The 25,239-nt window shown below is 72.8% G+C and carries 22 protein-coding genes; 7 read left to right on the top strand and 15 right to left on the bottom strand.

Annotated elements, in window-relative coordinates; translation table 11 throughout:
* Positions 1–51 precede the first annotated feature (51 nt).
* The 12 genes from ACIOC0_RS37560 to ACIOC0_RS37505 all read right to left on the bottom strand — a co-directional run bounded on the left by ACIOC0_RS37560 (position 52) and on the right by ACIOC0_RS37505 (position 12,321).
* Positions 52–1,116: a polyprenyl synthetase family protein gene (locus ACIOC0_RS37560; RefSeq protein ID WP_402161172.1), complete on the bottom strand. Its 1,065-nt coding sequence runs from the start codon at positions 1,114–1,116 to the stop codon at positions 52–54.
* A gap of 80 nt (positions 1,117–1,196) precedes the next feature.
* Positions 1,197–2,609 carry a hydroxysqualene dehydroxylase HpnE gene (gene hpnE / locus ACIOC0_RS37555; RefSeq protein WP_402161040.1) on the bottom strand — a complete coding sequence of 471 codons (1,413 nt, stop codon included), beginning with the start codon at positions 2,607–2,609 and terminating at the stop codon, positions 1,197–1,199.
* Entirely contained in the window at positions 2,606–2,749 is a 144-nt protein-coding gene (locus ACIOC0_RS37550) for a DUF6380 family protein (RefSeq protein WP_402161037.1), read from the bottom strand. The genes hpnE and ACIOC0_RS37550 overlap by 4 nt, the downstream gene beginning before the upstream one ends.
* Entirely contained in the window at positions 2,746–3,696 is a 951-nt protein-coding gene (gene hpnD, locus ACIOC0_RS37545) for a presqualene diphosphate synthase HpnD (protein ID WP_402161034.1), read from the bottom strand. Before hpnD ends, ACIOC0_RS37550 begins: the two co-directional genes overlap by 4 nt.
* Entirely contained in the window at positions 3,693–4,580 is an 888-nt protein-coding gene (gene hpnC, locus ACIOC0_RS37540; RefSeq protein ID WP_402161031.1) for a squalene synthase HpnC, read from the bottom strand. Before hpnC ends, hpnD begins: the two co-directional genes overlap by 4 nt.
* A 541-nt stretch (positions 4,581–5,121) precedes the next feature.
* The gene (locus ACIOC0_RS37535; protein ID WP_388483091.1) at positions 5,122–5,907 is read right to left on the bottom strand and encodes an ABC transporter ATP-binding protein; all 786 of its coding nucleotides are present in this window, start codon (positions 5,905–5,907) and stop codon (positions 5,122–5,124) included.
* Complete coding sequence (locus ACIOC0_RS37530; protein ID WP_130437613.1) at positions 5,894–6,823, bottom strand: ABC transporter permease; 930 nt, start codon at positions 6,821–6,823, stop codon at positions 5,894–5,896. The genes ACIOC0_RS37535 and ACIOC0_RS37530 overlap by 14 nt, the downstream gene beginning before the upstream one ends.
* 196 nt (positions 6,824–7,019) lie before the next feature.
* Positions 7,020–7,904, bottom strand: coding sequence for a glycosyltransferase family 2 protein (locus ACIOC0_RS37525; RefSeq protein WP_130437614.1), 885 nt, complete (start codon positions 7,902–7,904; stop codon positions 7,020–7,022).
* Positions 7,901–8,680, bottom strand: coding sequence for a CDP-alcohol phosphatidyltransferase family protein (locus ACIOC0_RS37520; RefSeq protein ID WP_402161028.1), 780 nt, complete (start codon positions 8,678–8,680; stop codon positions 7,901–7,903). The genes ACIOC0_RS37525 and ACIOC0_RS37520 overlap by 4 nt, the downstream gene beginning before the upstream one ends.
* The gene (locus ACIOC0_RS37515; RefSeq protein WP_402161025.1) at positions 8,658–9,719 is read right to left on the bottom strand and encodes an iron-containing alcohol dehydrogenase family protein; all 1,062 of its coding nucleotides are present in this window, start codon (positions 9,717–9,719) and stop codon (positions 8,658–8,660) included. Before ACIOC0_RS37515 ends, ACIOC0_RS37520 begins: the two co-directional genes overlap by 23 nt.
* Positions 9,707–10,459, bottom strand: a complete 753-nt coding sequence (locus ACIOC0_RS37510) for a sugar phosphate nucleotidyltransferase (protein WP_130437617.1) — start codon at positions 10,457–10,459, stop codon at positions 9,707–9,709. Before ACIOC0_RS37510 ends, ACIOC0_RS37515 begins: the two co-directional genes overlap by 13 nt.
* A complete protein-coding gene (locus ACIOC0_RS37505; RefSeq protein ID WP_402161023.1) occupies positions 10,456–12,321 on the bottom strand; it encodes a DUF5941 domain-containing protein in 1,866 nt (621 codons plus the stop codon). The genes ACIOC0_RS37510 and ACIOC0_RS37505 overlap by 4 nt, the downstream gene beginning before the upstream one ends.
* Before the next feature lie 374 nt (positions 12,322–12,695).
* On the opposite strand from ACIOC0_RS37505, the gene galE reads away from it, so the two are divergent.
* The 3 genes from galE (at position 12,696) to idi (ending at position 15,585) form a co-directional block, all read left to right on the top strand.
* The gene (gene galE, locus ACIOC0_RS37500; protein ID WP_402161021.1) at positions 12,696–13,673 is read left to right on the top strand and encodes a UDP-glucose 4-epimerase GalE; all 978 of its coding nucleotides are present in this window, start codon (positions 12,696–12,698) and stop codon (positions 13,671–13,673) included.
* 180 nt (positions 13,674–13,853) lie between these two features.
* Positions 13,854–14,789: a cation diffusion facilitator family transporter gene (locus ACIOC0_RS37495; RefSeq protein WP_402161018.1), complete on the top strand. Its 936-nt coding sequence runs from the start codon at positions 13,854–13,856 to the stop codon at positions 14,787–14,789.
* A 202-nt stretch (positions 14,790–14,991) separates the two neighbouring features.
* Positions 14,992–15,585: an isopentenyl-diphosphate Delta-isomerase gene (idi, locus tag ACIOC0_RS37490; protein ID WP_402161016.1), complete on the top strand. Its 594-nt coding sequence runs from the start codon at positions 14,992–14,994 to the stop codon at positions 15,583–15,585.
* 24 nt (positions 15,586–15,609) lie between these two features.
* On the opposite strand, the gene ACIOC0_RS37485 is transcribed toward idi, so the two are convergent.
* Entirely contained in the window at positions 15,610–16,128 is a 519-nt protein-coding gene (locus ACIOC0_RS37485) for an ATP-binding protein (RefSeq protein WP_402161169.1), read from the bottom strand.
* A 230-nt stretch (positions 16,129–16,358) separates the two neighbouring features.
* On the opposite strand from ACIOC0_RS37485, the gene ACIOC0_RS37480 reads away from it, so the two are divergent.
* The 3 genes from ACIOC0_RS37480 to ACIOC0_RS37470 all read left to right on the top strand — a co-directional run bounded on the left by ACIOC0_RS37480 (position 16,359) and on the right by ACIOC0_RS37470 (position 19,785).
* Positions 16,359–17,108, top strand: a complete 750-nt coding sequence (locus ACIOC0_RS37480) for an enoyl-CoA hydratase/isomerase family protein (RefSeq protein ID WP_402161014.1) — start codon at positions 16,359–16,361, stop codon at positions 17,106–17,108.
* A 91-nt stretch (positions 17,109–17,199) separates the two neighbouring features.
* Positions 17,200–17,331 carry an LPFR motif small protein gene (locus tag ACIOC0_RS37475; RefSeq protein ID WP_278044736.1) on the top strand — a complete coding sequence of 44 codons (132 nt, stop codon included), beginning with the start codon at positions 17,200–17,202 and terminating at the stop codon, positions 17,329–17,331.
* 93 nt (positions 17,332–17,424) lie between these two features.
* Complete coding sequence (locus tag ACIOC0_RS37470; RefSeq protein WP_402161012.1) at positions 17,425–19,785, top strand: Tex family protein; 2,361 nt, start codon at positions 17,425–17,427, stop codon at positions 19,783–19,785.
* A gap of 76 nt (positions 19,786–19,861) precedes the next feature.
* Here ACIOC0_RS37470 and ACIOC0_RS37465 read toward each other — a convergent pair whose 3' ends face one another.
* Both ACIOC0_RS37465 and ACIOC0_RS37460 read right to left on the bottom strand, forming a co-directional pair.
* Positions 19,862–21,502 (bottom strand): ABC-F family ATP-binding cassette domain-containing protein, encoded by a 1,641-nt coding sequence (locus ACIOC0_RS37465; RefSeq protein WP_402161010.1) that lies wholly within the window; start codon positions 21,500–21,502, stop codon positions 19,862–19,864.
* Between the two features lie 48 nt (positions 21,503–21,550).
* The gene (locus tag ACIOC0_RS37460; protein WP_402161007.1) at positions 21,551–23,518 is read right to left on the bottom strand and encodes a Xaa-Pro dipeptidyl-peptidase; all 1,968 of its coding nucleotides are present in this window, start codon (positions 23,516–23,518) and stop codon (positions 21,551–21,553) included.
* Positions 23,519–23,718: 200 nt separating this feature from the next.
* Here ACIOC0_RS37460 and ACIOC0_RS37455 point away from each other — a divergent pair, with 200 nt between their 5' ends.
* On the top strand, positions 23,719–25,230 hold the full coding sequence (locus ACIOC0_RS37455; protein WP_402161004.1) for a M1 family metallopeptidase: 1,512 nt from the start codon (positions 23,719–23,721) through the stop codon (positions 25,228–25,230).
* Positions 25,231–25,239: the final 9 nt, after the last annotated feature.

Genomic DNA, 25,239 nt, shown 5'->3' with positions numbered 1-25,239 from the left:
TTCCCTCGACACCGGCCGGCGACTACGCGAGGGCTATTCGACCGACGGGGATCATCTCTTGCGCACGACGACGAAGTCGGCGAGCGCCGTGAACCGGTCCCGCACCTGCTCGGGCATGTCGACGGCGTTCAGCGCGTCGACGGCGATCGTGTGCTGACGGCGTGCCTCCTCGGCGGTCCAGGCGCGTCCGCCGGCCTCCTCGATGAGGGCGGCGCGGGCCGCGAACTCCTCCTCGGAGAAGTCCTCGACGTCGCTGCTCTTGGCGTCGGCGGCGAGCATCTCGCCGAGCCGCTCGGAGGCGGGTCCGCCCGCCGCGAGCGCCGCCACGACCGGCAGGGACTTCTTGCGCTGGCGCAGGTCGCTCCAGGTCTGCTTGCCGGTGGAGACCGGGTCGCCCCAGATGCCGAGGAGGTCGTCGATGGCCTGGAAGGCGAGGCCGAGGTGGTAGCCGTAGCGCTCCAGGGCGTCGGCGGTGGGGTCGTCGGCGCCGCCGAGCACGGCGCCGACCGAGCTGGCGCAGGCCAGCAGTGCGCCGGTCTTGTTGCCCTCCATCTCCAGGCACTCCTCGACGCTGACCCGGTCGCGGTGCTCGTAGGAGATGTCCTGCGCCTGACCGTCGATCAGGGCGCGGGTGGCGGTGGTCAGCCGCCGGGTGGCCCGTGCCGCCTCGGCCGTGCCGAGCTCCAGCAGGACCTCGCCGGCGAGGGCGAACAGGGCGTCGCCGACCAGGATGGCCTGGGCGGGGCCGTGCACCTTCCAGACGGTGTCGCGGTGCCGGCGCTGCTCGTCGCCGTCCATCAGGTCGTCGTGCAGGAGCGAGAAGTTGTGGACCAGCTCCACGGCGACGGCGCCGGGCACGCCCACCTCGGGCCGGGCGCCGGCGACCTCCGCGGAGAGCACCGCGAGCGCGGGACGCACGGCCTTGCCGCCGTCGCCTTCGGCCGGGTTGCCCTGGGCGTCGATCCAGCCGAAGTGGTAGGCGGCGACGGTGTCCATGGGGGGCGCCAGACGGTCGACGGCCGCCCGCAGCACCGGTGTCGCCAGGGTCCGGCCGCGCTCGAGGAGCGCGGCGACGTCCACCGCGGTCTTACGAGCGGCCGTCGTGGCCGTGGGCACAGGGGGCACGGTTTCTCCTCTTGTCGCGGTACCGGAGGGGGTGCGGGAATGTGCCGAGCCGTGCTGATCTCGTTCGAGCGTCATGCGGCCTCCTCGATGGCGAAGAGGTGGCGGGGGCGGGACCGGCCGAGGGCGCCGAGCGCGGCGTCCGCCGCGCCGACACCGCTGCGGACCGCACTCTCCATGGTCGCGGGCCACCCTGTGGCGGTCCACGCTCCGGCCAGGTACAGGCCGGACGCCTTGGTGCGGGCGCCGGGCCGCAGACGCCCGACGCCGGGGGCGGGAGCGAACGTGGCCGTGCGCTCCCGGGTCACGAAGAAGTCGTTCACGCGTGCGCCGCGGGCACGCGGCAGCAGCCGCTCCAGCTCGGGCAGATAGCGCTCGCGCAAGGCGGCGACGGGCTCGTCGATCTCCTCCTGCGCGGCCGACTGCGACAGCGCGAGGTACTGCCCCTCGCGCAGGCCGGAGGCTTCGGTGCGGTCGAAGACCCACTGCACGGGTGTGCCGAGCGCGGCGAGGAACGGCGCGGCGAGGACCTGGCGGTCGTAGACGACGTGCACGTTGAGGATCGGGGCGACACCGATGTCCAGGAGCCGCTCGGGGGCGTCGAGCGCCCCGTCCGGCAGCAGGTCGTAGGTCTCGCGCTGCGGTACGGCGAGGACGACGGCGTCGGCGCTCAGCGTGCCGTCGGCCGTCCGCACGGTCCAGCCGCCCTGGCCGGCCGGGGAGACGGAGGTGACGCGGGCGCGGACCTCGGTGCGCACGCCGGCCGCGGCGAGCGCCTCGCGGGCCAGCCCGTCGTGCAGGTCGCCCAGCGGGACGCGCGCCCAGCCGATGTCGGCGGCGCCCGGTTCGGACAGCAGGCCGGTCTTGAAGACCATCGCGGCGAGCTGGAGGGAGGCGTCGTGGGCGAGGGCGTTGAGGGTGGCGACGCCGACCAGGTCCCACAGGGCCTCGACGGCGCGCGGGGACTGGCCGTGCGCGGCGAGCCAGCCGCCGAAGTCCTGGTCGTCGAGGGCGGGATCGGCGAGGTCGAGCCGCTTGAGGGCGAGCGCGGCCCGGCCGACGCGGGCGCGTTCGGCGAGCGAGAGGTGCGGGTAGGCGGCGAGGCCGCGGCCCAGGTGGAGGGGGACGGGCAGGGCGTCGCGGCGCAGCCTGCCGAGCCGTCGCCCCTCGGGCCGCGCCAGGTCGAGAACGGGCACGTCGAGACGTTCCTGCAGGGGCGCGAGGGCCGTCGCGCCGATGCGGTCGAGGAACCAGCGGTAGGCGGTGCAGCAGCGCAGGTAGACGTGCTGGCCGTTGTCGACGGTGAGGTCGCCGCGCCGGAAGGAGAAGGCGAGGCCGCCCAGCCGGGGCCGGCCTTCGAGCAGGGTGACGCGGACGCCGGCGTCGGCGAGCGCGAGCGCGGCGGTCACCCCGGCGAGCCCGCCGCCGACCACGACCGCCTCGTGCGGCGCGTCCGGACGGGGACGGCGCAGCGGATCGTCGCTCATCGTGCACCCTCCCCCGCACGTCCGCCGTGACGTGTCCGCCCGCGGCGGGCCGTCGCAGTCAGGGACGCCGCGGCGCGCCGGAGGGTTGCGCGCCGCCGCTTCCTGGTCGCCTCGCCGCGGCGCGGCGCGCCGCCCGTCACAGTGGCCTCCTGACGGTCAGCCGGGACACGTGGCGGGCGTCCAGACCGGACAGTCCGCGCACGGCGACGTACGCCTTCTCGCGGCCGGGCAGCGAGACCCGGCCGCGCAGCACCGCCTCGGGGTCGCGTTCGATGCGGTCCAGCAGGCGGCGGTAGATGCCGGCCATCGCCGCGACGCACGCGCCGCTGCGCCGGTCGAGCAGGGGCAGCAGGCGGTAGCCCTCCGCGAAGAGGGCGCGGGCGCGCCGTACTTCGAAGTGCACGAGGCCCGCGAAGTCGGAGCCCTCCGGCGGCGTCGGCCCGTCGAACCCGGCCGAGCAGCCGAACTTGGCGAGGTCGTCGGAGGGCAGGTAGATCCGGCCGCCCGCGGCGTCCTCGCGGACGTCCCTGAGGATGTTGGTGAGCTGGAGGGCGAGCCCGAGGGTGTCGGCGTACTCCGGCGCGCGTTCGGCGCCGCGTGCCCCCGGTTCGGTGCCGAACACGCCGAGCGAGAGGCGTCCGATGGCGCCCGCGACGCACCGGCAGTACGCCTTGAGGTCGTCCCAGGTCTCGTAGGTCTCGCCGCGGACGTCCATCAGGACGCCGTCGATCAGCTCGTCCAGACCGCCGAGCGGGATCGGGAAGACCCGCGCGGCGTGCGCCAGGGCGACCGCCACGGGGTCGGTGTCATCCTCCTCCACCTCGCCCTCGCGGACGCGGGTGAGCAGCGCGCGGGTGTCCTCCAGCCGGGCGGCCTTGACGTCGTCGTCGAGCGGGCCGTCGCCGATGTCGTCGACCCGGCGGGAGAACGCGTACAGCGCCGACATCGCGCGCCGCTTCGGCGTGGGCAGCAGCCGGATGCCGTAGGCGAAGTTGCGGGCCTGCTGCCCGGTGACCGCCTCGCAGTAGCCGTAGGCGGCGAGTACCGGTGCCGACGCGTGTGGCGCGGAGTCCACGGCCTGGCTCACCCCTCTCCTCGCAGGGTCGCGCCCGTCTCGCGCAGCAGCCGGAGTCGGCCGGGGCGGGGCGGGCCGGGAAGGACGTCGTACTGGGCGGCGGCGATCGCGTGGAGCGCCGCCCTCCCCCCGGCCACGAACCCGGCGAGCAGCAGCCTGAGCCTGCCGTGGACGCTGTGCACCAGCGGGGCGCCGTCGACGAGGAGGTCGTGGGCGCGCTGGGCCTCGAAGGCGATCAGGGCGCGCACCGAGGCGCCGGCGGTGGGCGCGGCGAGGTCGGCCTCCTGGACGTGGAAGCGCTTCATGTCGGCGGCGGGCAGGTAGACGCGGTCGCGGTCGAGGTCCTCGGCCACGTCCTGGAGGTGCTCGACGATCTGCAGCGCCGTGCAGATCGCGTCGGAGCGGCGGATCCGCTCGGGGGTCGCGGTGCCGGTGACGGCGAGGACGAGCCGGCCCACGGGGTTGGCGGACAGCTCGCAGTAGGCGAGGAGGTCGTCGTAGGTCTCGTAGCGCGTGACGAGCTGGTCGCGGCGGTTGGCGGCGATCAGGCCGAGGAAGGGCTCGGGGGTGAGCTGTCGGCGGCGGACGACGGGCTGGAGGCGGCGCAGCAGCGGGTGGTGCGGGACGTCGTCGAAGACGCGGCGCAGGTCGGCCTCGAAGGCGTCCAGCAGGACCAGCCGGTCGTCGGCGTCCGCGTCGTCGACGCCGAGCAGGCGGGCGTCGGCACCGCCCGGGGCCAGGTCGCCGTCGCCGATGTCGTCGACGAGACGGGCGAAGCCGTAGACGGCCATGAGGTCGTCGCGCCAGGCGCGCGGAAGGAAGAAGGGGGCCACGGGGAAGTTCTCGTCCGCTGCCTTGGCGAGGGTGTCGCGCTCCGGGTGCCCGGTGCGCGACACGGTCGGCGCCGTCACCGTCGGCTGCCCCGGACGGGAACGGCACGTGCTGCGCTGAGCTGGGGAGTTTCCGTAGCCATTGCCGTCACATCTCCCGTTCTACACCGACAACCCGATACCCACTATTTCGGACACGCCGCCCAGCCGCCGCACGGCGGCCCAGCCTGAGGATGTCGCGCCGCGGGGGTCCTTGCACCATGCCCGTCCGGGTCGCGCGGCCCGGCACCGCACCTCGCCGCGTTGCCGAAGCCCTCTGGTAGCTCCGCCACCAGAGACCTCCGGCGCCTTGCGATGCACGGCACCAGACCACGCGCCCTCATCGGACGCTCATAGTACAAGGACCCCTTATCACCACACTTGCACGTGTTTCGGGACCGGTACAGCTTACGTTGTACAACGCCGTACGGTTCGCGGGGGTCTCCCGCAGATCACAACAACACATCGATGGGCGTCAAGCATCCTGCGCCGCACCGGAGTTGACGCTTCCTTTGCAGACGCGGGGCCCCGCCGGACAGGTTTCGGCGGGGCCCTGACGGACCGGCGGCTATTTGGCCGTGAACTTCTCGTACTCCTTGAGCACCTCTTCGGTCGGACCGTCCAGGCGCAGTTCGCCGCGCTCCAGCCACAGCACGCGGTCGCAGGTGTCCCGGATCGACTTGTTGCTGTGGCTGACGAGGAACACCGTGCCAGCCTCCTTGCGCAGCTCCCGGATGCGTTCCTCGGAGCGCAGCTGGAACTTGCGGTCGCCGGTGGCCAGCGCCTCGTCGATCATGAGGACGTCGTGGTCCTTCGCGGCGGCGATGGAGAACCGCAGCCGGGCCTGCATGCCGGAGGAGTAGGTCCGCATCGGCAGCGTGATGAAGTCGCCCTTCTCGTTGATGCCGGAGAAGTCGACGATGCCCTGGTAGCGCTCCTTGATCTGCTCCCGGGACATGCCCATGGCCAGACCGCCGAGGATGACGTTGCGCTCGCCGGTGAGGTCGTTCATCAGGGCCGCGTTGACGCCGAGCAGCGAGGGCTGGCCGTCGGTGTAGACCTTGCCCCGCTCGGGCGGCAGCAGTCCGGCGATGGCCCGCAGCAGCGTGGACTTGCCGGAGCCGTTGGAGCCGATGAGGCCGATGGCCTCGCCCCGGTGCGCGACGAAGGAGACGCCCCGCACCGCGTGCACCTTGCGCACACCGCGTTCCTCACCTCGCCTGAGGATGCGGCTCAGCGCCGCGGTGGCACTGCCCTTGCCGGTCTTCGCGCCGTTGACGCGGTAGACGATGTGCACGTCGTCGGCGATGACGGTGGGGACCCTCTCGCCCGGAGCCCGCTCAGCCACGGCCATACCTCTCCTCCGCCTTCCAGAAGTACACGAAGCCGCCGACGGCGAACAGCACCGCCCAGCCGCACGCGATCGCCCACACGTGGTCCGGCAGGTACCGGGCGCCGTACTCGTCGATGAGCGCGAAGCGCATCAGGTCCATGTAGACGGCGGCCGGGTTCCACTGCAGCAGGGTCGACAGCCACTGCGGACGGTCGGCGAGGAAGACCGGGATGGAGAACATCACGCCGGACGCGTACATCCACGTCCGCATCACGAACGGCATGAGCTGCGCGAGGTCGGGGGTCTTCGCGCCGGCCCGGGCGAAGATCAGCGCCAGGCCGGTGTTGAAGCAGAACTGCAGCAGGAGCGTGGGCACGATCAGCGCCCAGGACGCGGACGGGTAGCTGCCGAAGGCGATCGCCACCAGGAACAGCACGACCATCGAGTACAGCAGCTGCTGGAGCTGCTGGAGGGCGAAGGAGACGGGCAGGGAGGCGCGCGGGAAGTGCAGGGCGCGCACCAGGCCGAGGTTGCCGGAGATCGCGCGCACGCCGCTCATGACCGAGCTCTGCGTGAAGGTGAAGACGAAGACGCCCGTGACCAGGAACGGGATGTAGACGTCGCGGGGCATGCCTCTGCCGGCGTCGAGGATCACGCCGAAGATGAAGAAGTAGACGCCCGCGTTGAGCAGCGGGGTGGCGACCTGCCACAGCTGCCCCAGCTTGGCCTGGCTGTACTGGGCGGTCAGCTTCGCCTGGGAGAAGGCCAGGATGAAGTGCCGTCGCCCCCACAGCTGCCGGACGTACTCCCGCAGCCGGGGCCGCGCACCGCTCACGGCCAGCCCGTACTTGGCGGCCAGTTGCGCCGCCGTGAGGCCCTCGTCGGGCGACGGGGGCGCGCTCACCGCGACTCCGCCGTCATGCGTTGTCTCACTCACAGGTCGGAAACTTTCGTCTTCGGGGCGCCCGGCCGGAAGGGGGCCGGGCAACAGCCGGGGGGCCGCGGCAGGCTCCGAGGCCCTCGGATGGAGCTTGTCAGATGACCGGGAGGACGGCCCAGCCCGCCTGGTCGGACGGCGGCAGGACGGCTCGGCCGGCCTGGTCGGACCACGGGGGCCTGGCCGGCCGGCCAGGTCAGATGACGGGGGGCCGGCCCAGCCGGGTCAGCCGCCACACCGTACGCCACTTCATCGGCCGGCGCGGTCCGCACGGGGTGGCCCAGCCTTCGCGGAAGCCGCCGAACCAGGCCTTGAGCGCGGGCCCCGAGGGGCGGCGCAGCAGGGTCAGCAGCAGCCACACCCCGAGGTACACCGGGACCAGCGGCGCGGGCAGGTTGCGGCGGGCCAGCCAGACGCGGTTGCGGGCGACCATGCGGTGGTAGACCGCGTGCCGCGAGGGCGCGGTCGTCGGGTGGTACAGCACCATGTCGGACCGGTAGTCGATCATCCAGCCCGCGTCGAGGGCCCGCCATGCCAGGTCGGTTTCCTCGTGCGCGTAGAAGAACTCGTCCGGGAGCACGCCGGCTTCGGCGAAGACCCGGGTGCGTACGGCGTTGGCGCCGCCGAGGAAGGTGGTGACCCGGGAGGAGCGCATCGGGTCCGAGGCGCGCAGCCGGGGCACGTGGCGGCGCTGGGTGACGCCGGTCTCCGGGTCGGCGATGCGGAAGCTGACGATGCCGAGCTTCGGGTCGGCGGCGAAGGCCTGCCGGCACAGCTCGGCGGTGTCGCGCCGGGCCAGCAGTCCGTCGTCGTCCAGGAAGAGGAGGATGTCGACGTCGCGGCCGCTGGGCCCGAAGGCCTCGATGCCGACGTTGCGCCCGCCGGGGATGCCGAGGTTCTCCGGCAGCTCGACGGTGCGCACGCCCTCGGGGACCTCCGGGACGGGCGAGCCGTTGCCCACCACGACCACCTCGACCCGGTCGCCGTCCTGCCCCGCGACCGAGTCGATCAGCGCGCGCAGCTCCTCGGGGCGGTTGCCCATCGTGATGACAACCGCGCCGACCTTCAGTGGCGCGCTCACTTCAGCCTGCTCGACGCGAGGATGGACACCAGGTGCAGCACCGTCTGGAGCAGCGCGATGCCGGCCAGCACGGCGACGCCGAGCCGGGAGAAGAACAGGTCGCCGCGGATCTGGTCCACGATCGCGAGGACCAGGATCAGCAGGGACGCCTCGATGCCCAGGATCAGCCGGTGGAACTTGAGCGCGGCGGCGGCCTTGCGGGCCAGCGCCATGCCGGAGGAGCGCGGCTCGGACGCCGCCTCCTTGACCGGCGGCAGCCCGCCCTGGTGCCGGGCGACGCCGACCAGGTCCGTCTCGGCCTTGATCAGGATCGCGCCGAGCGCGGCCAGGGTGCCGAGGAACGCCCACAGCCAGTCGATACGCCCGCTGCCCCACAGGTCGGCGGCGCGCAGCCCGAATCCGACGAGCACGGCGGCGTCGGTGAGGTAGGCCCCGACCCGGTCCAGGTAGACGCCGGCGAGCGAGTACTGCTTCTTCCAGCGCGCGACCTCGCCGTCGACGCAGTCCAGCAGCAGGTACATCTGGACGCACACCACGCCGAGCACGGCGCCCCAGATCCCCGGCACCAGCAGTGCCGGGGCGGCGAGGACGCCGAAGACGGTCATCAGGTACGTGAGCTGGTTGGGCGTGACCCTGGTGTTGACCAGGTAGCGGTCGACCCGCAGGGACACCTCGCGCATGTAGAGGCGTCCCATCCAGTGCTCACCGCTGCGCCGGTCCTTCACCCCCGGAGGGTGGACGACCGGTCTGAGTTCAGCTACCGATGGCCTTGACATAGTCGGCGTAGGTGTCCTTGATCTGTTCGGGGGTCAGGGCGAGGTGTTCGAGGATGGTGTAGCGGCCGGGCCGGGTCTCCGGGGCGTACTCGACCGCGCGGACGAACTCCTCCACGGTGAAGCCGATCTCCTGCGCGAGCACCGGCAGCCCGTGCCGGCGCAGCACCCACGCCATGTGGGCGGACTCCTCGTGCGCGCCGCGCAGGTACATCGCGAAGGCCGCGCCCAGTCCGCACTGCTCGCCGTGGGCCGCGGCCCGGGTGGGGAAGAGCAGGTCGAAGGCGTGGTTGATCTCGTGGCAGGCGCCCGAGGAGGGCCGCGAGTCACCCGAGACGGACATCGCGATGCCGCTGAGGACCAGCGCCTCGGCGAGCACCTGGAGGAAACCGGTGTCGCCGATCCCGCCCGGGTGCCGCAGCACCGCCTCGCCGGCCTGGCGGGCGATCGCCGCGGCCAGACCGTCGATCTTCTCGCCCTTGACCCGGTTGGCCAGCTCCCAGTCGGCGATCGCCGAGATGTTGGAGACCGCGTCGCCGATCCCGGCCCGCACGAACCTGGCCGGCGCCTGGGCGATCACGTCCAGGTCGATCACGACCGCGATCGGGTTGGGCACACCGTACGAACCGCGGCCGGCGTCGTTGTCCAGCGTCGCCACCGGCGAGCACAGTCCGTCGTGCGCGAGGTTGGTCGGCACCGCCACCAGGGGCAGCCCGACGCGCGCGGCGGCGAACTTCGCACAGTCGATGATCTTGCCGCCGCCCAGTCCGACGACCGCCTCGAACCGGCCGGCCCGCATCTCGGCGGCCAGCCGCACCGCGTCGTCCAGCGTGCCGCCGCCGACCTCGAACCATGTGGCGCCCGGCATCGAGCCGGCCAGCCGCTCCCGCAGCCGCGCGCCCGAACCGCCGCTGACCGCCACGGCCAGCCGGCCCGAGCGGGAGATCCGCTCGTCGGCCAGCACGCCCGCCAGGTCGTCCAGCGCGCCGGGACGGATGTCGACGACGACGGGCGAGGGAATCAACCGCGTCAGTACCGGCACGCGATCTCCCTGCCCCGTGCGAGGTCGTCGTGGTTGTCGATCTCGACCCACGACACGTCGCCGATCGGAGCCACGTCGATGCGGAAGCCCCGGTCCACCAGCTCCTGGTAGCCGTGCTCGTAGAACTGCTGCGGGTCGGCGTTCCACACGGTGTGCAGCGCGTCCGCCAGCTCGGCCGCCGCGTCGCCCTCGATGAGGGTCACGCCGATGTACTCGCCGCTCGCCTCCGCGGGGTCCATGAGCTTCGTGATCTTCGTCATACCCCGCTCGGGGTCGACGACGACCTTCATCTCCTCGTCCGCGAGCTTCTTCACGGTGTCGACGGCGAGGATGATCTTCTTGCCGTCGCCGCGGGCGGCCAGCAGCGTCTTCTCCACCGACACCGGGTGCACGGTGTCACCGTTGGCGAGGATCACACCGTCGCGCAGCGCGTCCCGGCCGCACCACAGCGAGTAGGCGTTGTTCCACTCCTCCGCCTTGTCGTTGTCGATCAGCGTGATCTTCAGCCCGTACTTGGCCTCCAGCGCGGCACGCCGCTCGTACACCGCCTCCTTGCGGTACCCCACGATGACGGCGACCTCGGTCAGGCCGATCTCCGCGAAGTTGCCCAGCGTCAGGTCCAGCACCGTGGGCCCGTCGGCTTCGCCCTCGGGTCCCACCGGCACCAGCGCCTTGGGCAGGGTGTCGGTATAGGGACGCAGACGCCGTCCGGCGCCGGCGGCCAGCACGAGGCCGATCATGCGGGTTCTCCTTCGTCGTGTACGGCGGGCGCGCCACCCAGATGAGCGGCCACCCAGAAGCGGATGCTCTCGGTGAGCACCAGCAGGGCCACGGCCACGGCGAGGGCCGTGAGCGCGACCGTGAACTGCGCGGCGGTGAGCAGCGCGGCCAGGACGGTGACGAGCAGCGTCCGTCCTTCGTGTCCCCCTGCGGCGCGCACCAGCCAGGCCGGTGGCGGCGCTCCGGTGTCTCCCCAGTTGCGGTACACCGTGTCGTAGTGATGGTAGGCGACGGCGGCCACCAGCCCGAAAGCCGCAGGCAGCACTCCGTCCACGTCCGACCTGGCGGCCAGGAGGAGGACGGCTCCGTACTCCGCCGCGCGGAAGACCGGGACTACCAGCCAGTCCAGGGAGCCCGTCAGGGGGCGGGCCACGGCGACGGCGGAGCACAGGACGTACACGCCGGCCGCCGGGACGACCCACCAGCCGGGCCCCTGGAGCCAGGCCACGGTGAGAAGGACCACGGCTCCGGCCAGGGCGCCGAGCGGCGCGAGGCGGGGGGCGGCGGGGACGCGTCCGTGCAGGCCGCGGGCGAGAAGTTCGGCGAGCGGTCCGCTGTCGGCGAGGGCGGCGAGCGAGCGCGCCTCCCGCTCGGTCGACGCCGTCCGGCGGCGGAGCGAGCGCAGCACCCGCCCGGCCGTGGTGTACAGGGCGGCGAGGGCGGAGCCGGCAAGCAGCGCGTAGAACGTGATGCGCGGGGTCGTCGCGGCGGTGAGGACGGCGATCATGGCCCAGCGTTCGCCGATGGGCAGCACGATGATCCGGCGCGCCCAGACGGTCCAGCCGACGCGGTCCAGCCGGTCGGTGGGGGCGGGGGCGTCGGTGCCGGCGCCGGTCGTGCCGGCGGTCTTCACGGCGGCGGTCGCGGCTGCGCGGGCGGCGTCGCGTTCGGCTTCGTGGAAGGCGAAGTCGACGACGTGCCGGCAGGTCTGGAGCACCATGGCGGCCAGCGCGAGCGCCCATACGTCGTCGCCGTCGCGGGCCGCGCCGAGAGCGAGGCCGGCGTAGAACGCGTACTCCTTGGCCCGGTCGAAGGTGGCGTCGAGCCAGGCGCCGAGGGTGGAGTACTGCAGCGAGTAGCGGGCGAGCTGGCCGTCCGTGCAGTCGAGGACGAAGGACAGGATCAGCAGCACGCCGGCTGCCACGAACCCGCCCCGGGTGCCGGTGGCCGCGCTGCCGGCCGCGATCAGCGCGGTGATCAGCGAGGCGGTGGTGACCTGGTTCGGGGTGAGGCCCCGGCGGGCGCACCAGCGGGCGATGTAGCGCGAGTAGGGGCTGACGAAGTAGGTGGTGAAGAAGCCGTCGCCGGCCTTCACGGCCGACTTCAGGCGTACGGCCTCGTCGTCGACGGCGCTGACGGCCTGCCGTGCCTCGTCGCGGGCCTGCGGGTCGGAGGGGACGGCGGCGACCAGGCTGCCCAGCTCGGGGCGGTGGACGGCGGCGCCGTCGGCGTCCAGCGCGGTGACGACACGGTCGGCCACGCCCGCGAGGCTGCCGACGGCGAGGGCGGCCCCGCCGGCGGCGGAGTGCTCCCGGGCCATCGCGCGGGTCAGGGCCTGGCGGCCGTCGGGCTGCGCGGTGAGGGCGCCCGGGATCGCCGCGAGCGGGTAGCGGGGGTCGGTCAGGCCGAGGCGCAACGCGTGCGCGTGGCCGACGAAGCGGCTGTCGACGAGGGCGACGCGCTGGTCACCGGGCACCTCGGCGAGGAGTGTCTCCGCCTCGGCGGCGTCGGCGGCGGTCCGGACGTCGAAGCCGAGGGACCGCAGGTCGCCCTCGATCGACGATCCCGGAACCGGCTGACCGGTGAGGATGGCGGTCGGCAACCGAACTCACTCCCTGGTTCCCGGCGCGCCCGCGCCGGTCGTGTGCATGGTGGGGGACGCCCCTTGGCTGCACCAGGCGGGCGGCATGTCGGCAGAGGCTATCGGATACCCGGAAAGCGGTGCTCACCGGCCGTTCAGCCGCACTGGACGCACCGAGATCATCTCGGATCATCTTGGGGGATCGACACCCCGCCCGACAAACCGCGCCCGGCTCCCGGCCGTTCGGCGCCCGAGGACCGGTTCGGTGCGAGCGGGACGACGAGGGCCGTGCGGCGCTCGACGACGGGCCCGTGCGGCCCATGGCGGCGGGCCGGTACCGCGCTCGACGGCGGGCCCGAGCGGCCCGTGCGGGCGCCCCCATAGAGTGGACCGCCATGACCTGGCTGATCACCGGCGGAGCCGGATACATAGGCGCCCACGTGGCACACACCATGACCGCCGCCGGCGAACCCGTCGCCGTCCTCGACGACCTCTCCTCGGGAGACCCCGCCCGCCTCCCGCCCCACGTCCCCCTCGTCACCGGCGACACCGCCGACCCGGCCCTGCTCAAGCGCGTCCTCGCCGACCACCGGGTCACCGGCGTGATCCACCTGGCGGCCCGCAAACAGGTCCCGGAGTCCGTGGCCCACCCCACCCGCTACTACCGCGAGAACGTGGGCGCGCTGGCCACCCTCCTGGAGGCGGCGGCCGAGGCCGGAGTACGGCGCTTCCTCTTCTCCTCCTCCGCGGCCGTCTACGGCACCCCCGACGTGGCCCTCATCACGGAGGACACCCCGTGCGCCCCGGTGAACCCGTACGGCGAGACCAAGCTCGCCGGGGAGTGGCTGGTGCGGGCCGCCGGCCGGGCGCACGGCATGGCGACGACCTGTCTGCGCTACTTCAACGTGGCCGGCGCGGCCGCCCCCGAACTGGCCGACACCGGGATCTTCAACATCGTCCCGATGGTCCTCGACCGGCTGACGCGCGGCGAGGCCCCGCGGATCTTCGGCGACGACTACCCGACCCAGGACGGCACCTGTGTGCGCGACTACATCCACGTGGCCGACCTGGCGGAGGCGCACCTCGCGGCGGCCCGGCGGCTGGCCGCGCCGGACACGGCCGGGGACCTGACGGTGAACATCGGCCGGGGCGAGGGCGTCTCGGTGCGGGAGCTGGTCACGCTGATCGGCGAGGTCACCGGGGACCGGCGGCCGGCCGTGGTCGAGGGGCGCCGGCCTGGGGACGCCCCGCGTGCGGTCGCATCGGCCGCGCTGGCCGGGCGGGAACTCGGCTGGACGGCGTCGCGCGGGGTGCGCGAGATGGTCGACTCGGCGTGGCGGGGCTGGCTGCTGCACCAGGGCGCGGCCCGCTGAGGCTGCCCTGACCTGCGGTTCGTTTGCGCAGGTCAGGGCACATGACAACGGTGTTCAGTGCCGCGTTGCCGGATACCCCCCGCCCGTAGTTGACTGTGCTTTCGGACCTGCTCCGACGGACCCCCGACCGACATCGGCGGGCACCGTCGGACACGGACGGACGGCAGGAAGGCATTCCCCATGGGGGCTGGGCACGACCACGGCCACGTGCACGGGCCGGTCACCGGCACCGCCGCGGCGGCGTACCGGGGGAGGCTGCGCGTCGCGTTGTCGATCACACTCACCGTGATGGTGGTCCAGGTCGTCGGCGGGCTCCTCGCGGACTCCCTCGCCCTGATCGTGGACGCGGCGCACATGGCGACGGACGCGCTCGGTCTCGGTATGGCGCTGCTCGCCATCCACTTCGCCGGCCGGCCCCCGAGCGAGAGCCGTACCTTCGGCCTCGCCCGCGCCGAGATCCTGGCCGCCCTCGCCAACTGCCTGCTGCTGCTCGGGGTGGGCGGCTATGTGCTGTACGAGGCGGTCGAGCGGTTCCTCACGCCGGCCTCCACCGAGGGCGGACTGATGCTCGTGTTCGGCGCGATCGGCCTGGTCGCCAACTCGGTCTCGCTGACGCTGCTGATGCGCGGCCAGGCGGAGAGCGTGAACGTGCGCGGGGCGTTCCTGGAGGTGGCGGCGGACGCGCTGGGCTCGGTCGCGGTGATGGTCTCGGCGGCGGTGATCCTCACCACCGGCTGGCAGGCCGCCGACCCGATCGCCTCGCTCGTCATCGGCGTGATGATCGTTCCGCGGACCGTGAAGCTGCTGCGGGAGACGCTGGACGTGCTGCTGGAGGCGGCGCCGAAGGACGTGGACATGGCGCAGGTGCGGGCGCACATCCTGGAGCTGGACGGGGTCGAGGACGTGCACGACCTGCACGCCTGGACGATCACCTCGGGGATGCCGGTGCTGTCGGCGCACGTCGTGGTCCGCTCGGACTGGTTGAACGCGAGCGGCCACGAGAAGATGCTGCACGAGCTCCAGGGCTGCCTCGGCGACCACTTCGACGTGGAGCACTGCACCTTCCAGCTGGAGCCGAGCGGGCACGCGGAGCACGAGGCGCGGTTGTGCCACTGACACCGCTCTCTCGCTGACCTGGACTTACCGCCGACGGGGGCCTCACCGGGAGGGCGTCCGCACATCCGTTCAGGGCGGTTCCGTGCCCGCACCGCAGGGCAAGATCACCTCTGCGCGGGACATGCGGGCGTTCGCGCGAAGTGCCGGAGGCGCCGGACGCGTACGGCAGACTGGGGCGCGAGGACCGATGCTAAGGATGGGTATGCCGATCACTTCTGCCACCACGACGAACGGTTCGTCGAACGGCGCCGCGGACGCGATTTTGCTGGAACTGGTCGACGCCGACGGCCTGACCGTCGGCACCGCGGAGAAGCTCGCCGCCCACCAGCCCCCCGGGCAGCTGCACCGGGCGTTCTCGGTCTTCCTCTTCGACGAGCGGGGCCGGCTGCTCCTCCAGCAGCGGGCGCTGGGCAAGTACCACTCCCCCGGCGTGTGGTCCAACACGTGCTGCGGGCACCCCTACCCCGGTGAGGCGCCGTTCGCGGCGGCGGCGCGGCGTACGTTCGAGGAGCTCGGGGTGTCGCCGTCGCTGATGGCGGAGGCGGGCACCGTGCGTTACAACCACCCGGACCCGGCGTCCGGGCTGGTGGAGCAGGAGTACAACCACCTCTTCGTGGGGCTGGTGCAGTCGCGGCTGCGGCCGGACCCGGAGGAGGTCGGCGACACGGCGTACGTGACGCCCTCCGAGCTGGCCGAGCGGCACGCGAAGGACACGTTCTCGGCCTGGTTCATGACGGTGCTGGACGCGGCCCGGCCGGCGGTCAGGGAGCTGACCGGCCCGTCGGCGGGCTGGTGACGCACGCCGCTGCCGTGCCGGATCTCACCTGAAACGGGCGTCCCGGAGCGGCAGGGAGGCCCAGATCACCTTCCCACCGCTCGCCGTGTGCTGGACGTCGCACGTCCCGCCGGCCTCCCTCGCGATCTCGCGGACGAGGAGGAGCCCCCGGCCGCCGGTACGGCCGTGGTCGGTCTCCAGGGCGGTCGGACGGTAGGGGTGCTCGTCCTCCACGGCGACCCGCACCCACCCGGCCCCGACCGCGACCTCCACCCCGAGCGTCGGGGACAGCACCGCCGCGTGCCGCACGGCGTTGGTCACCAGCTCGGAGACGATCAGCAGGAGTCCCTGCACCAGGTCGTCGTGGAGGGGCACCCCCTGGCGGAACAGCAGGTCCCGTACGGCGTGGCGGGCCTGCGGGACGGAGGCGTCCACGGCGGGCGCGGTGAACCGCCAGACCCCTTCGTACGGCAGTGGCCGGGGCCCGTCCTCGTCGGCGGGATCGTCCTGCGCGCCCGTGTCGCCGTCGGGGCGTGGGCCGGGTCCGCGCCCGTCGTCGTCCATCGTCCGGTCGCCGCCCTCGCGCTCGATTGTCGCCACACGTCGAGTGTTGGCACCGAGGTGCGCACCCCCCGATGACTGAACACAAGTCAGCGGATATCGAGCGTCCCTGACCGCCTCGGCGCGAGACGGCCGACGGCACGACCGCTTCTGTCCGCCTCGCGCCACCTTCGCGCATTGTTCGGGTTGTAGGGCTTCGGCGGGACGCCGGCCGGCCCGCTAGCATCCGGCGCATGGAGCCCGAACTGTTGCACGGTGTCATCGAAGAGGTGGCCACCGTCGTCCTGCACCACCCGGCCAAGCGCAACGCCATGACGGCCGCGATGTGGCGCGCGCTGCCGCCGCTGCTCGACGAACTGGCCGCACGCAAGGACGTGAGGGCCCTGGTGCTGACCGGGGCGGGCGGCACCTTCTGCGCGGGGGCCGACATCTCCACGCTGCGGGGCTCGCCGGCCGAGGCGCAGGAACTGGCGGTACGGGCCGAGGAGGCCCTCGCCGCGTTCCCCAAGCCGACGCTCGCGGTGGTGCGGGGCCACTGCGTGGGCGGCGGGGCGCAGCTGGCGGCCGCCTGCGACCTGCGCTTCGCCGAGGAGGGCGCCCTGTTCGGGGTGACCCCGGCGAAGCTCGGCATCGTCTACCCGTCCTCCGCGACCCGGCGCCTGGTCTCCCTGGTGGGCCCGGCGACCGCCAAGTACCTCCTCTTCTCCGGTGAGTTGATCGACACCGAACGGGCCCTGCGCACCGGCCTGATCGACGAGGTGCTCCCCTCCGCCGAACTCGACGCCCGCGTCGAGGAGTTCACGCGAACCCTGACGTCCCGCTCCCAACTGACCCAGGCCGCCGCGAAGGAGTTCGCAGGCGGCCGCACGGACCGGGACGCCCACTGGACCACCCAGTCCCGAACCGCCCCCGACTCCACCGAGGGAGTAACCGCCTTCCTGGACCGCAGGGAACCCCGCTTCACCTGGACTACTTCAGGATGAAGTTGTTGGGGCCAAGTGGGGCATGGTCCGGCGTCGAGGAGGTACACGAGGGGTTCCGGTCGTTGGGGCCGGGGGATGAAAGGAGTTGGTCGTGTTCCGTGCTATTGGTGATGTTCTGCGGCAGATCGGTGGGGCGATCGCCACTGTGGTGACGCTTCCCTTCCGGGCGCTGGCGCGGCTGTTCGGGGGCGCCTCCTCCTCGGCTCGGGGCAGCAGGGCCTGAGGACGCCTCGCAGGGCGTGCCCTGATCCGCCGGCGTCGGTGTCGCCTGCCACAATTGCCGCGCAACCTTAAGCGGAGAAGGCGGTACGGGATCGTGACGACACCCGGGTCCAGCGAGGCCATGGCAGCAGTGTCCATCGAAGGCAGGATCGCCGAGGAGCTCGGCGTACGGGAGCGGCAGGTGAAGGCCGCCGTGGAGCTGCTGGACGGCGGCTCGACGGTGCCCTTCATCGCCCGCTACCGCAAGGAAGCGACCGAGATGCTCGACGACGCGCAGCTGCGCACGCTCGAGGAGCGGCTGCGCTACCTGCGGGAGCTGGAGGAGCGCCGGGCGGCGATCCTCGAGTCGGTGCGTGAGCAGGGCAAGCTCACCGGCGAGCTGGAGGCGCGGATCCGGGGCGCCGAGACCAAGGCGCGCCTGGAGGACGTCTATTTGCCGTACAAGCCGAAGCGGCGGACGAAGGCGCAGATCGCCCGGGAGGCCGGTCTTGAGCCGCTGGCCGAGGGGCTGCTCGGGGACCCGGGGGTCGAGCCGCTCGCCGCGGCGGCCGCCTTCGTCGACGCCGGCAAGGGCGTCGCCGATCCGCAGGCCGCGCTGGACGGTGCGCGGGCGATCCTCACCGAGCGGTTCTCGGAGGACGCCGACCTGATCGGCGAGCTGCGCGAGCGCATGTGGGCGCGGGGGCGGCTGGCGGCGAAGGTGCGCGAGGGCAAGGAGGAGGCCGGCGCGAAGTTCGCCGACTACTTCGACTTCGCCGAGCCCTTCACCGACCTGCCCTCGCACCGGATCCTGGCGATGCTGCGCGGCGAGAAGGAGGAGGTCCTCGACCTCGTCCTGGAGCCGGAGGAGCCCACGGAGGGCCCCTCCTCGTACGAGGGGATCGTGGCCGGCAGGTTCGGCATCGCCGACCGGGGCCGGCCGGCCGACAAGTGGCTGACGGACACGGTCCGCTGGGCCTGGCGCACCCGCATCCTCGTCCACCTGGGCATCGACCTGCGGCTGAGGCTGCGCACCGCCGCCGAGGACGAGGCGGTCGGCGTGTTCGCGGCGAACCTGCGCGACCTGCTGCTGGCCGCCCCGGCCGGCACCCGCGCCACCCTCGGTCTGGACCCCGGCTTCCGCACAGGCGTGAAGGTGGCCGTGGTCGACGCTACCGGCAAGGTCGTCGCCACGGACGTGATCCATCCGCACGTCCCGGCCAACAAGTGGGACGAGGCGATCGCCAGACTCGCCCGGCTGGCGAGGGAGCACGCCGTCGAGCTGGTCGCGATCGGCAACGGCACCGCCTCCCGCGAGACCGACAAGCTCGCCGGCGAACTCATCGCCAAGCACCCCGAGTTGAAGCTGACCAAGGTGATGGTGTCGGAGGCCGGAGCCTCGGTGTACTCGGCGTCCGCGTTCGCCTCGCAGGAGCTGCCCGGCATGGACGTGTCGCTGCGCGGCGCGGTGTCCATCGCACGCCGCCTCCAGGACCCGCTGGCCGAGCTGGTGAAGATCGACCCGAAGTCGATCGGCGTCGGCCAGTACCAGCACGACCTGTCCGAGGTGAAGCTGTCGCGTTCACTGGACGCGGTGGTGGAGGACTGTGTGAACGGCGTCGGCGTCGACGTGAACACCGCGTCCGTCCCGCTGCTCGCCCGTGTCTCCGGCATCACCTCCGGGCTCGCGGAGAACATCGTGGCGCACCGCGACGCCAACGGGCCGTTCACCTCGCGCTCCGCGCTGAAGAAGGTGCCCAGGCTCGGCCCCAAGGCGTACGAGCAGTGCGCGGGCTTCCTGCGGATCCGGGGCGGCGACGACCCGCTGGACGCCTCCAGCGTGCACCCCGAGGCGTATCCGGTGGTCCGGCGGATGGTGAAGACCTCCGGGCAGGAGGTGGCCGCCCTCGTCGGCAACACCTCCGTCCTGCGCTCGCTGCGTCCCGCGGACTTCGTGGACGAGACGTTCGGTCTGCCGACCGTCACCGACATCCTGAAGGAACTGGAGAAGCCCGGGCGCGACCCGCGGCCCGCGTTCAAGACGGCCACCTTCAAGGAGGGCGTGGAGAAGATCTCCGACCTGGCGCCCGGGATGGTCCTGGAGGGGGTCGTGACGAACGTGGCCGCCTTCGGGGCGTTCATCGACGTCGGCGTCCACCAGGACGGTCTGGCGCATGTGTCCGCCTTGTCGCGGACGTTCGTCAAGGACCCGCGGGACGTGGTCAAGCCGGGTGACATCGTCAAGGTGAAGGTCCTGGACGTCGACATCCCGCGCAAGCGGATCTCGCTCACGCTCCGCCTGGACGACGAGGCGCAGGCCTCCGGCGGTGAGCGTCGCCAGCAGCGGAGCGGGCGTCCACCCCAGCAGCGGCAGCAGCGGCAGGGTGGCGGCTCGCGGCAGGCTCCGGCACCGGCGAACAGTGCGATGGCCGACGCGTTGCGCAAGGCGGGGCTGCTGGATCGCGGCAAGCGCTGAGGGTCGCGGGGAGCTGCGGGCCGGTTGTGGCTGGTCGCGCAGTTCCCCGCGCCCCTTTCGGAGCGCACATCGTTCTCTAGCGCTCGGTCACCTTGCCGTCCGCCACCTCCAGCCGGCGGGTGACGTGGACCGCGTCCAGCATGCGGCGGTCGTGGGTGACCAGCAGCAGGGTGCCCTCGTAGGCGTCGAGGGCGGACTCCAGCTGCTCGATGGCCGGGAGGTCGAGGTGGTTGGTCGGCTCGTCGAGGACGAGGAGGTTGACTCCCCGGCCCTGGAGGAGGGCGAGGGCGGCCCTCGTCCGCTCGCCCGGTGACAGCGTGGCCGCCGGGCGCAGCACATGGTCCGACTTCAGACCGAACTTGGCCAGCAGGGTGCGCACCTCGACCGGCTCGGTGTCCGGGACTGCCGCGCGGAACGCGTCGAGCAGCGCCTCGGACCCGTGGAACAGCTTCCGCGCCTGGTCGACCTCCCCGACCAGGACGCCCGAGCCGAGAGCGGCGTGACCGGCGTCCAACGGGATCCGGCCGAGGAGCGCGCCGAGCAGCGTCGACTTCCCCGCGCCGTTCGCGCCGGTGACCGCGACCCGGTCGGCCCAGTCGATCTGCAGGGTGACCGGGCCGAAGGCGAAGCCGCCGCGCCGCACCTCGGCGTCCCGCAGGGCGGCGACGACCGCGCCGGAGCGCGGGGCGGCCGCGATCTCCATGCGCAGCTCCCACTCCTTGCGCGGCTCCTCCACGGCGTCCAGGCGTTCGATCATGCGCTGGGTCTGGCGGGCTTTCGCGGCCTGCTTCTCGCTGGCCTCGCTGCGGAACTTGCGGCCGATCTTGTCGTTGTCGTTGCCCGCCTTGCGGCGCGCGTTCTTCACGCCCTTGTCCATCCAGGAGCGCTGGATCTGGGCCCGCTCCTGGAGGGCGGCCTTCTTGTCGGCGTACTCCTCGTAGTCGTCGCGGGCGTGCCGGCGGGCGATCTCGCGCTCCTCCAGATAGGCGTCGTAACCGCCGCCGTAGAGGTTGATCCGGCCCTGCGCGAGGTCGAGTTCGAGGACCTTGGTGACGGTGCGGGTGAGGAACTCGCGGTCGTGGCTGACGACGACGGCGCCGGCGCGCAGGCCGGCGACGAAGCGTTCGAGGCGCTCCAGACCGTCGAGGTCGAGGTCGTTGGTGGGCTCGTCGAGGAGGAAGACGTCGTAGCGGGACAGCAGGAGGGAGGCGAGGCCGGCCCGGGCGGCCTGGCCGCCGGACAGGGACGTCATCGGCTGGTCGAGGTCCACGCCGAGGCCCAGGGAGTCGGCGACCTCCTCCGCGCGCTCGTCGAGGTCGGCGCCGCCGAGGCCGAGCCAGCGCTCCAGGCTGACGGCGTAGGCGTCGTCGGCACCTGGGGCCCCGTCGACCAGGGCCTGGGTGGCCTCGTCCATGGCGTGCTGCGCCTCGGCGACCCCGGTGCGGCGGGCGAGGAACGCGCGCACGCTCTCGCCGGGGCGGCGCTCCGGTTCCTGGGGCAGGTGCCCGACGGTCGCGGTCGGCGGGGAGAGCCGCAGCTCGCCTGCCTCCGGCGCGGTGAGGCCGGCGAGGAGCCTGAGCAGGGTGGACTTCCCCGCGCCGTTGGCTCCGACCAGCCCGATCACGTCGCCGGGGGCGACGACGAGGTCGAGCCCGGAGAAGAGGGAGCGGTCGCCGTGCCCGGCGGCGAGGTTCTTGGCGACGAGGGTGGCGGTCACAGACGCCAGATCCTAGTCGGCCCGGAGCGCTCCCTCTTCTCCGGCCTGTCACGGGACGCGCGGTGCGGGCATTGGGGCGCGGACGCCGTCCGCCGGCGCGGGGCGGGCGGCGTCGGGCGCCGTCGTCGCGGCTCCTGAGGTGGCGACGGTGGAGGTGGCGGCGGCGAACGCCCTGGCGCCGCCGACGAGCGGGACCCGGGCCGACGTGCGGGACAGGTCCAGGGTGAGGGTCGGGGTGTCGGCGGGCGGGTCGATGAGATCCTTGTCGGTGCCCGCGACGATCAGCGCCAGCCGGTGGCCCGCGGGCACCACGTGGTCGGTGGCCGCCAGGTCGAGGGTGATCGAGTACGCGCGGCCCGGGGTGAGCGGGACGCCCCGCCCGGCGTCGGCGTAGGTGCCCAGGTCGGCCCAGCCGCGGCTGACGACGGTGTGGCCGACGTCGGCGGTGCGCGGCGCGGTCTCCTTGAAGCAGGCGCTGTCGCCGGCGCTGCTCTCGCCCCAGCAGGTGCGGTCGGCGAGGGTGGTGATGCCCTCGCCGCTCGCCGCGTAGTCCCGGATGGTGTCGGGGCCGAGGTCGACGAGGACGGCGGTCAGATGGGCCGTGGGGGTGGTGGGCGTGGCGGTGACGGTGACCTCGGAGGAGCCGGACAGGCGCAGGTCCCGGGTGAGGGGCGCGGTGACGAAGCCGGCCTTGTCGGGGGTCGCGGTGTCGATCCGCGCCGCCCAGTCGGTCTCGCCGAGCCGCGGGTCGTCGGTGAACGCCGCGGTGCCGCCTCCCTTGCGCAGGCCCAGGACGCCGACGCCGGGGTGGACGCCATGGGCGGGGCGCAGGGTGGTGGTCTGTGTGCCGCGCGGCGGCCAGGACCGCGAGGTGACCCACTGATCGGGGTGGCGTTCGACGTCGGCCATCGGCTCGCGGTCGATGCCGTTGTCGTAGCCGAGGAGTTCGTGGTCGAACCAACGGTGCAGGGTCTTCACCCAGTCAGCACGGCGGAAGTCGAAGGGGTCGACGTGCCCGGTCTGGGAGAGCCAGATCTTGCGTTCGACGCCGTGCTCGGCGAGCGCGTCCCACCACTGGCCTACGTGCTTCGTACGGACGTTGAGGTCCTGAAGGCCGTGGACGAGGAAGACGCTGGCCTTGACCCTGCTCGCGTGCCTGACGTAGTCGCGTTCTTTCCACAGGCCGGTCCGGTCACCCGTGCGGGGCGCCTGCTCGACGAGTCTGCGCTGCACGGCGGCGCACCTGGCGCGGGCGTCGGGGCTGTCGACGTAGTCCGAGAGCCAGTCGGGGCCGGAGTCGTAGAGCGGGGCGCCCTGCTGGAAGTAGTAGTCGTACCAGGAGGAGATGGCGCTGATCGGGACGATGGTCTTCAGGCCCTTCACACCGGTGGCGGCGACGCCGTTGGCGATCGTGCCGTCCCAGCTCTTGCCGATCATGCCGGTCGTGCCGTCGGTCCAGCCCGCCTCGACGGCGGTGGCGCCGGTGCGGGTGGTGTACGCGGTGCCGCGTCCGCCCAGCCAGTCGACGACGGCCTTCGCGGAGAGGACGTCGGAGCGGCCGCCGACGTCGACACAGCCGTCGGAGCGGTTGGTTCCGGCCAGGTCGACGGCGACGAACGCGTAGCCGCGGGGCACGAAGTAGTTGTCGTAGAACAGCGGGGTCTGGACGACGGCGCCGTTCGCGTCGTACGTCTTGCGCTGGCTCTCGTTGCCGCGGCCGCAGCACGAGTAGTAGGGGCTGGCGTCCATGATGACGGGCACCTTGCGGCCGCGGGCGGCGGGCTCGCGCGGGCGGACGATGTCGACGGCGACCCGGTCGGTCCTTCCGTCGCCGTCGCCGTCGAGCCGGGTGTCCACCCAGACGGCCTCGCGGACGGCGTCGTCGTAGGAGTACACCGGCAGGCTCTCGCGCGGGGCGGCATGGGCGGTCGCCGGGGTGAGGAAGGCGGCCGTCAGGAGGGTGACGGCCGCGGCCGCGAGCGGTCTCCAGATCGTGAAGCGCGTGCGTATCGGCATGCGCCTGGACGGTACAGCGGGCAACTCCCGTGCAGAAGAGGGCGATCGTGCGCAGGATGTGGCCGGAACGCGTCCCTGGGCAGGGTCGGTCATGACGGCCGAATGGCGATCGTGTGACAGCGGCGGCTGCGGGCAGGTCCCGGGCACAGGAGTCCATAGGCTCTCAACGGATCTCACGCCCCCACGACTTGGAGTTCTTCGTGCACCGCAGAATCATCGCGCCGGGCGCACTGGCCGCCGCGTCCGTGCTGCTGGCGATCCCGGCGTCGGCCGCGAGCGGCTCCCCCGGCGCGCCGGGCATCGGCGACCCCTACTACCCGGCCTACGGCAACGGCGGATACGACGTCTCCCACTACGACCTGAGGCTGAGGTACCAGCCCGTGACGGACCGTCTGGAGGGCACGGCGACGCTCCTCGCGAGGACGACGCAGGACCTGTCGCGCTTCGATCTGGACTTCCTCCTCGACGTGAGCGAGGTGCGTGTCAACGGCGTGCCGGCCGCGTTCACCGCCTCGGGGGAACACGAGCTGCAGATCACGCCGAGGACGCCCCTGGAGAAGGGCGCGGCGGTGACGGTGGTGGTCCGCTACAGCGGCGTGCCTTCCTCGAAGCAGGCGTACGGCTTCACCAGCTGGCACCGCACGCCGGACGGCGGGGTGGGCGCCAACGAGCCCGAGGCGGCCTGGTGGTGGTTCCCCAGCAACGACCACCCGCTCGACAAGGCGACCTACGACGTGTCGGTGCAGGTGCCCGACGGCACCCAGGCCATCTCCAACGGCACGCTCCAGTCGACGGTTTCACGGGCCGGATGGACCCGGTACAGCTGGCGGTCGGGCAAGCCGCAGGCGACGTATCTGGCCACGCTCGCGGTCGGGAAGTTCGACGTCACGACCGGCCGGACTCAGAGCGGCGTCCCGGTCGTGAACGCCTACAGCAAGGACCTGGGGGCCGACGCGGGCGCGGCGCGGGCGAGCCTCGAGCGGACCGGGGAGATCGCCGACTGGCTGGCCGAGTACTTCGGGCCGTACCCGTTCGACGCGCTCGGCGGATACGTGCCGAACGTGACCACGGGGTACGCGCTGGAGACGCAGACCCGGCCCTTCTACAGCCCGCGGCAGTTCGCGAACGGCTCGAACACCTCCGTGGTGGTCCACGAACTGGCCCACCAGTGGTACGGCGACCTGGTGTCCGTCGCCGGCTGGAAGGACATCTGGATCAACGAGGGCTTCGCCCGGTACGCGCAGTGGCTGTGGTCGGAGCACGAGGGTGAGGGCACGGCCCAGGAGATCGCGGACTACGTGTACGCCTCCCGCGCGGCCGACGATCCGTTCTGGACGGTGCGGCCGGGCGACCCGGGCCCGGAGAACCAGTTCCACGCGGCGGTGTACGACCGGGGCGCGCTGGCCCTTCAGGCGCTGCGCAACGAGATCGGCGACGAGGCGTTCTTCGCGCTCCTGAAGGGCTGGCCGCAGCGCCACGCCTACGGCAACGCCGCCGTCGCCGACTTCAGGCGGTACGCGGAGGAGGTGTCCGGCCGGCCGCTGGCCGCGCTCTTCGACACCTGGCTGTTCCAGCCGTCGAAGCCGGCGGCGCCGGCGGCCGCCGAGGCGTCCCTCTCGTCCCGGCCGCTCGGGACGCGGGGCGGGCCCGTGCGGCCGAAGTCGTGGCAGAAGATCGCCGCGACGAACGGTGTGCACGAGCACCGGCACTGAGTGACGTCC

Source organism: Streptomyces sp. NPDC088254, from assembly GCF_044740925.1.
GTDB lineage: Bacteria > Actinomycetota > Actinomycetes > Streptomycetales > Streptomycetaceae > Streptomyces.
This window is presented reverse-complemented; position numbering and strand designations above follow the sequence as displayed.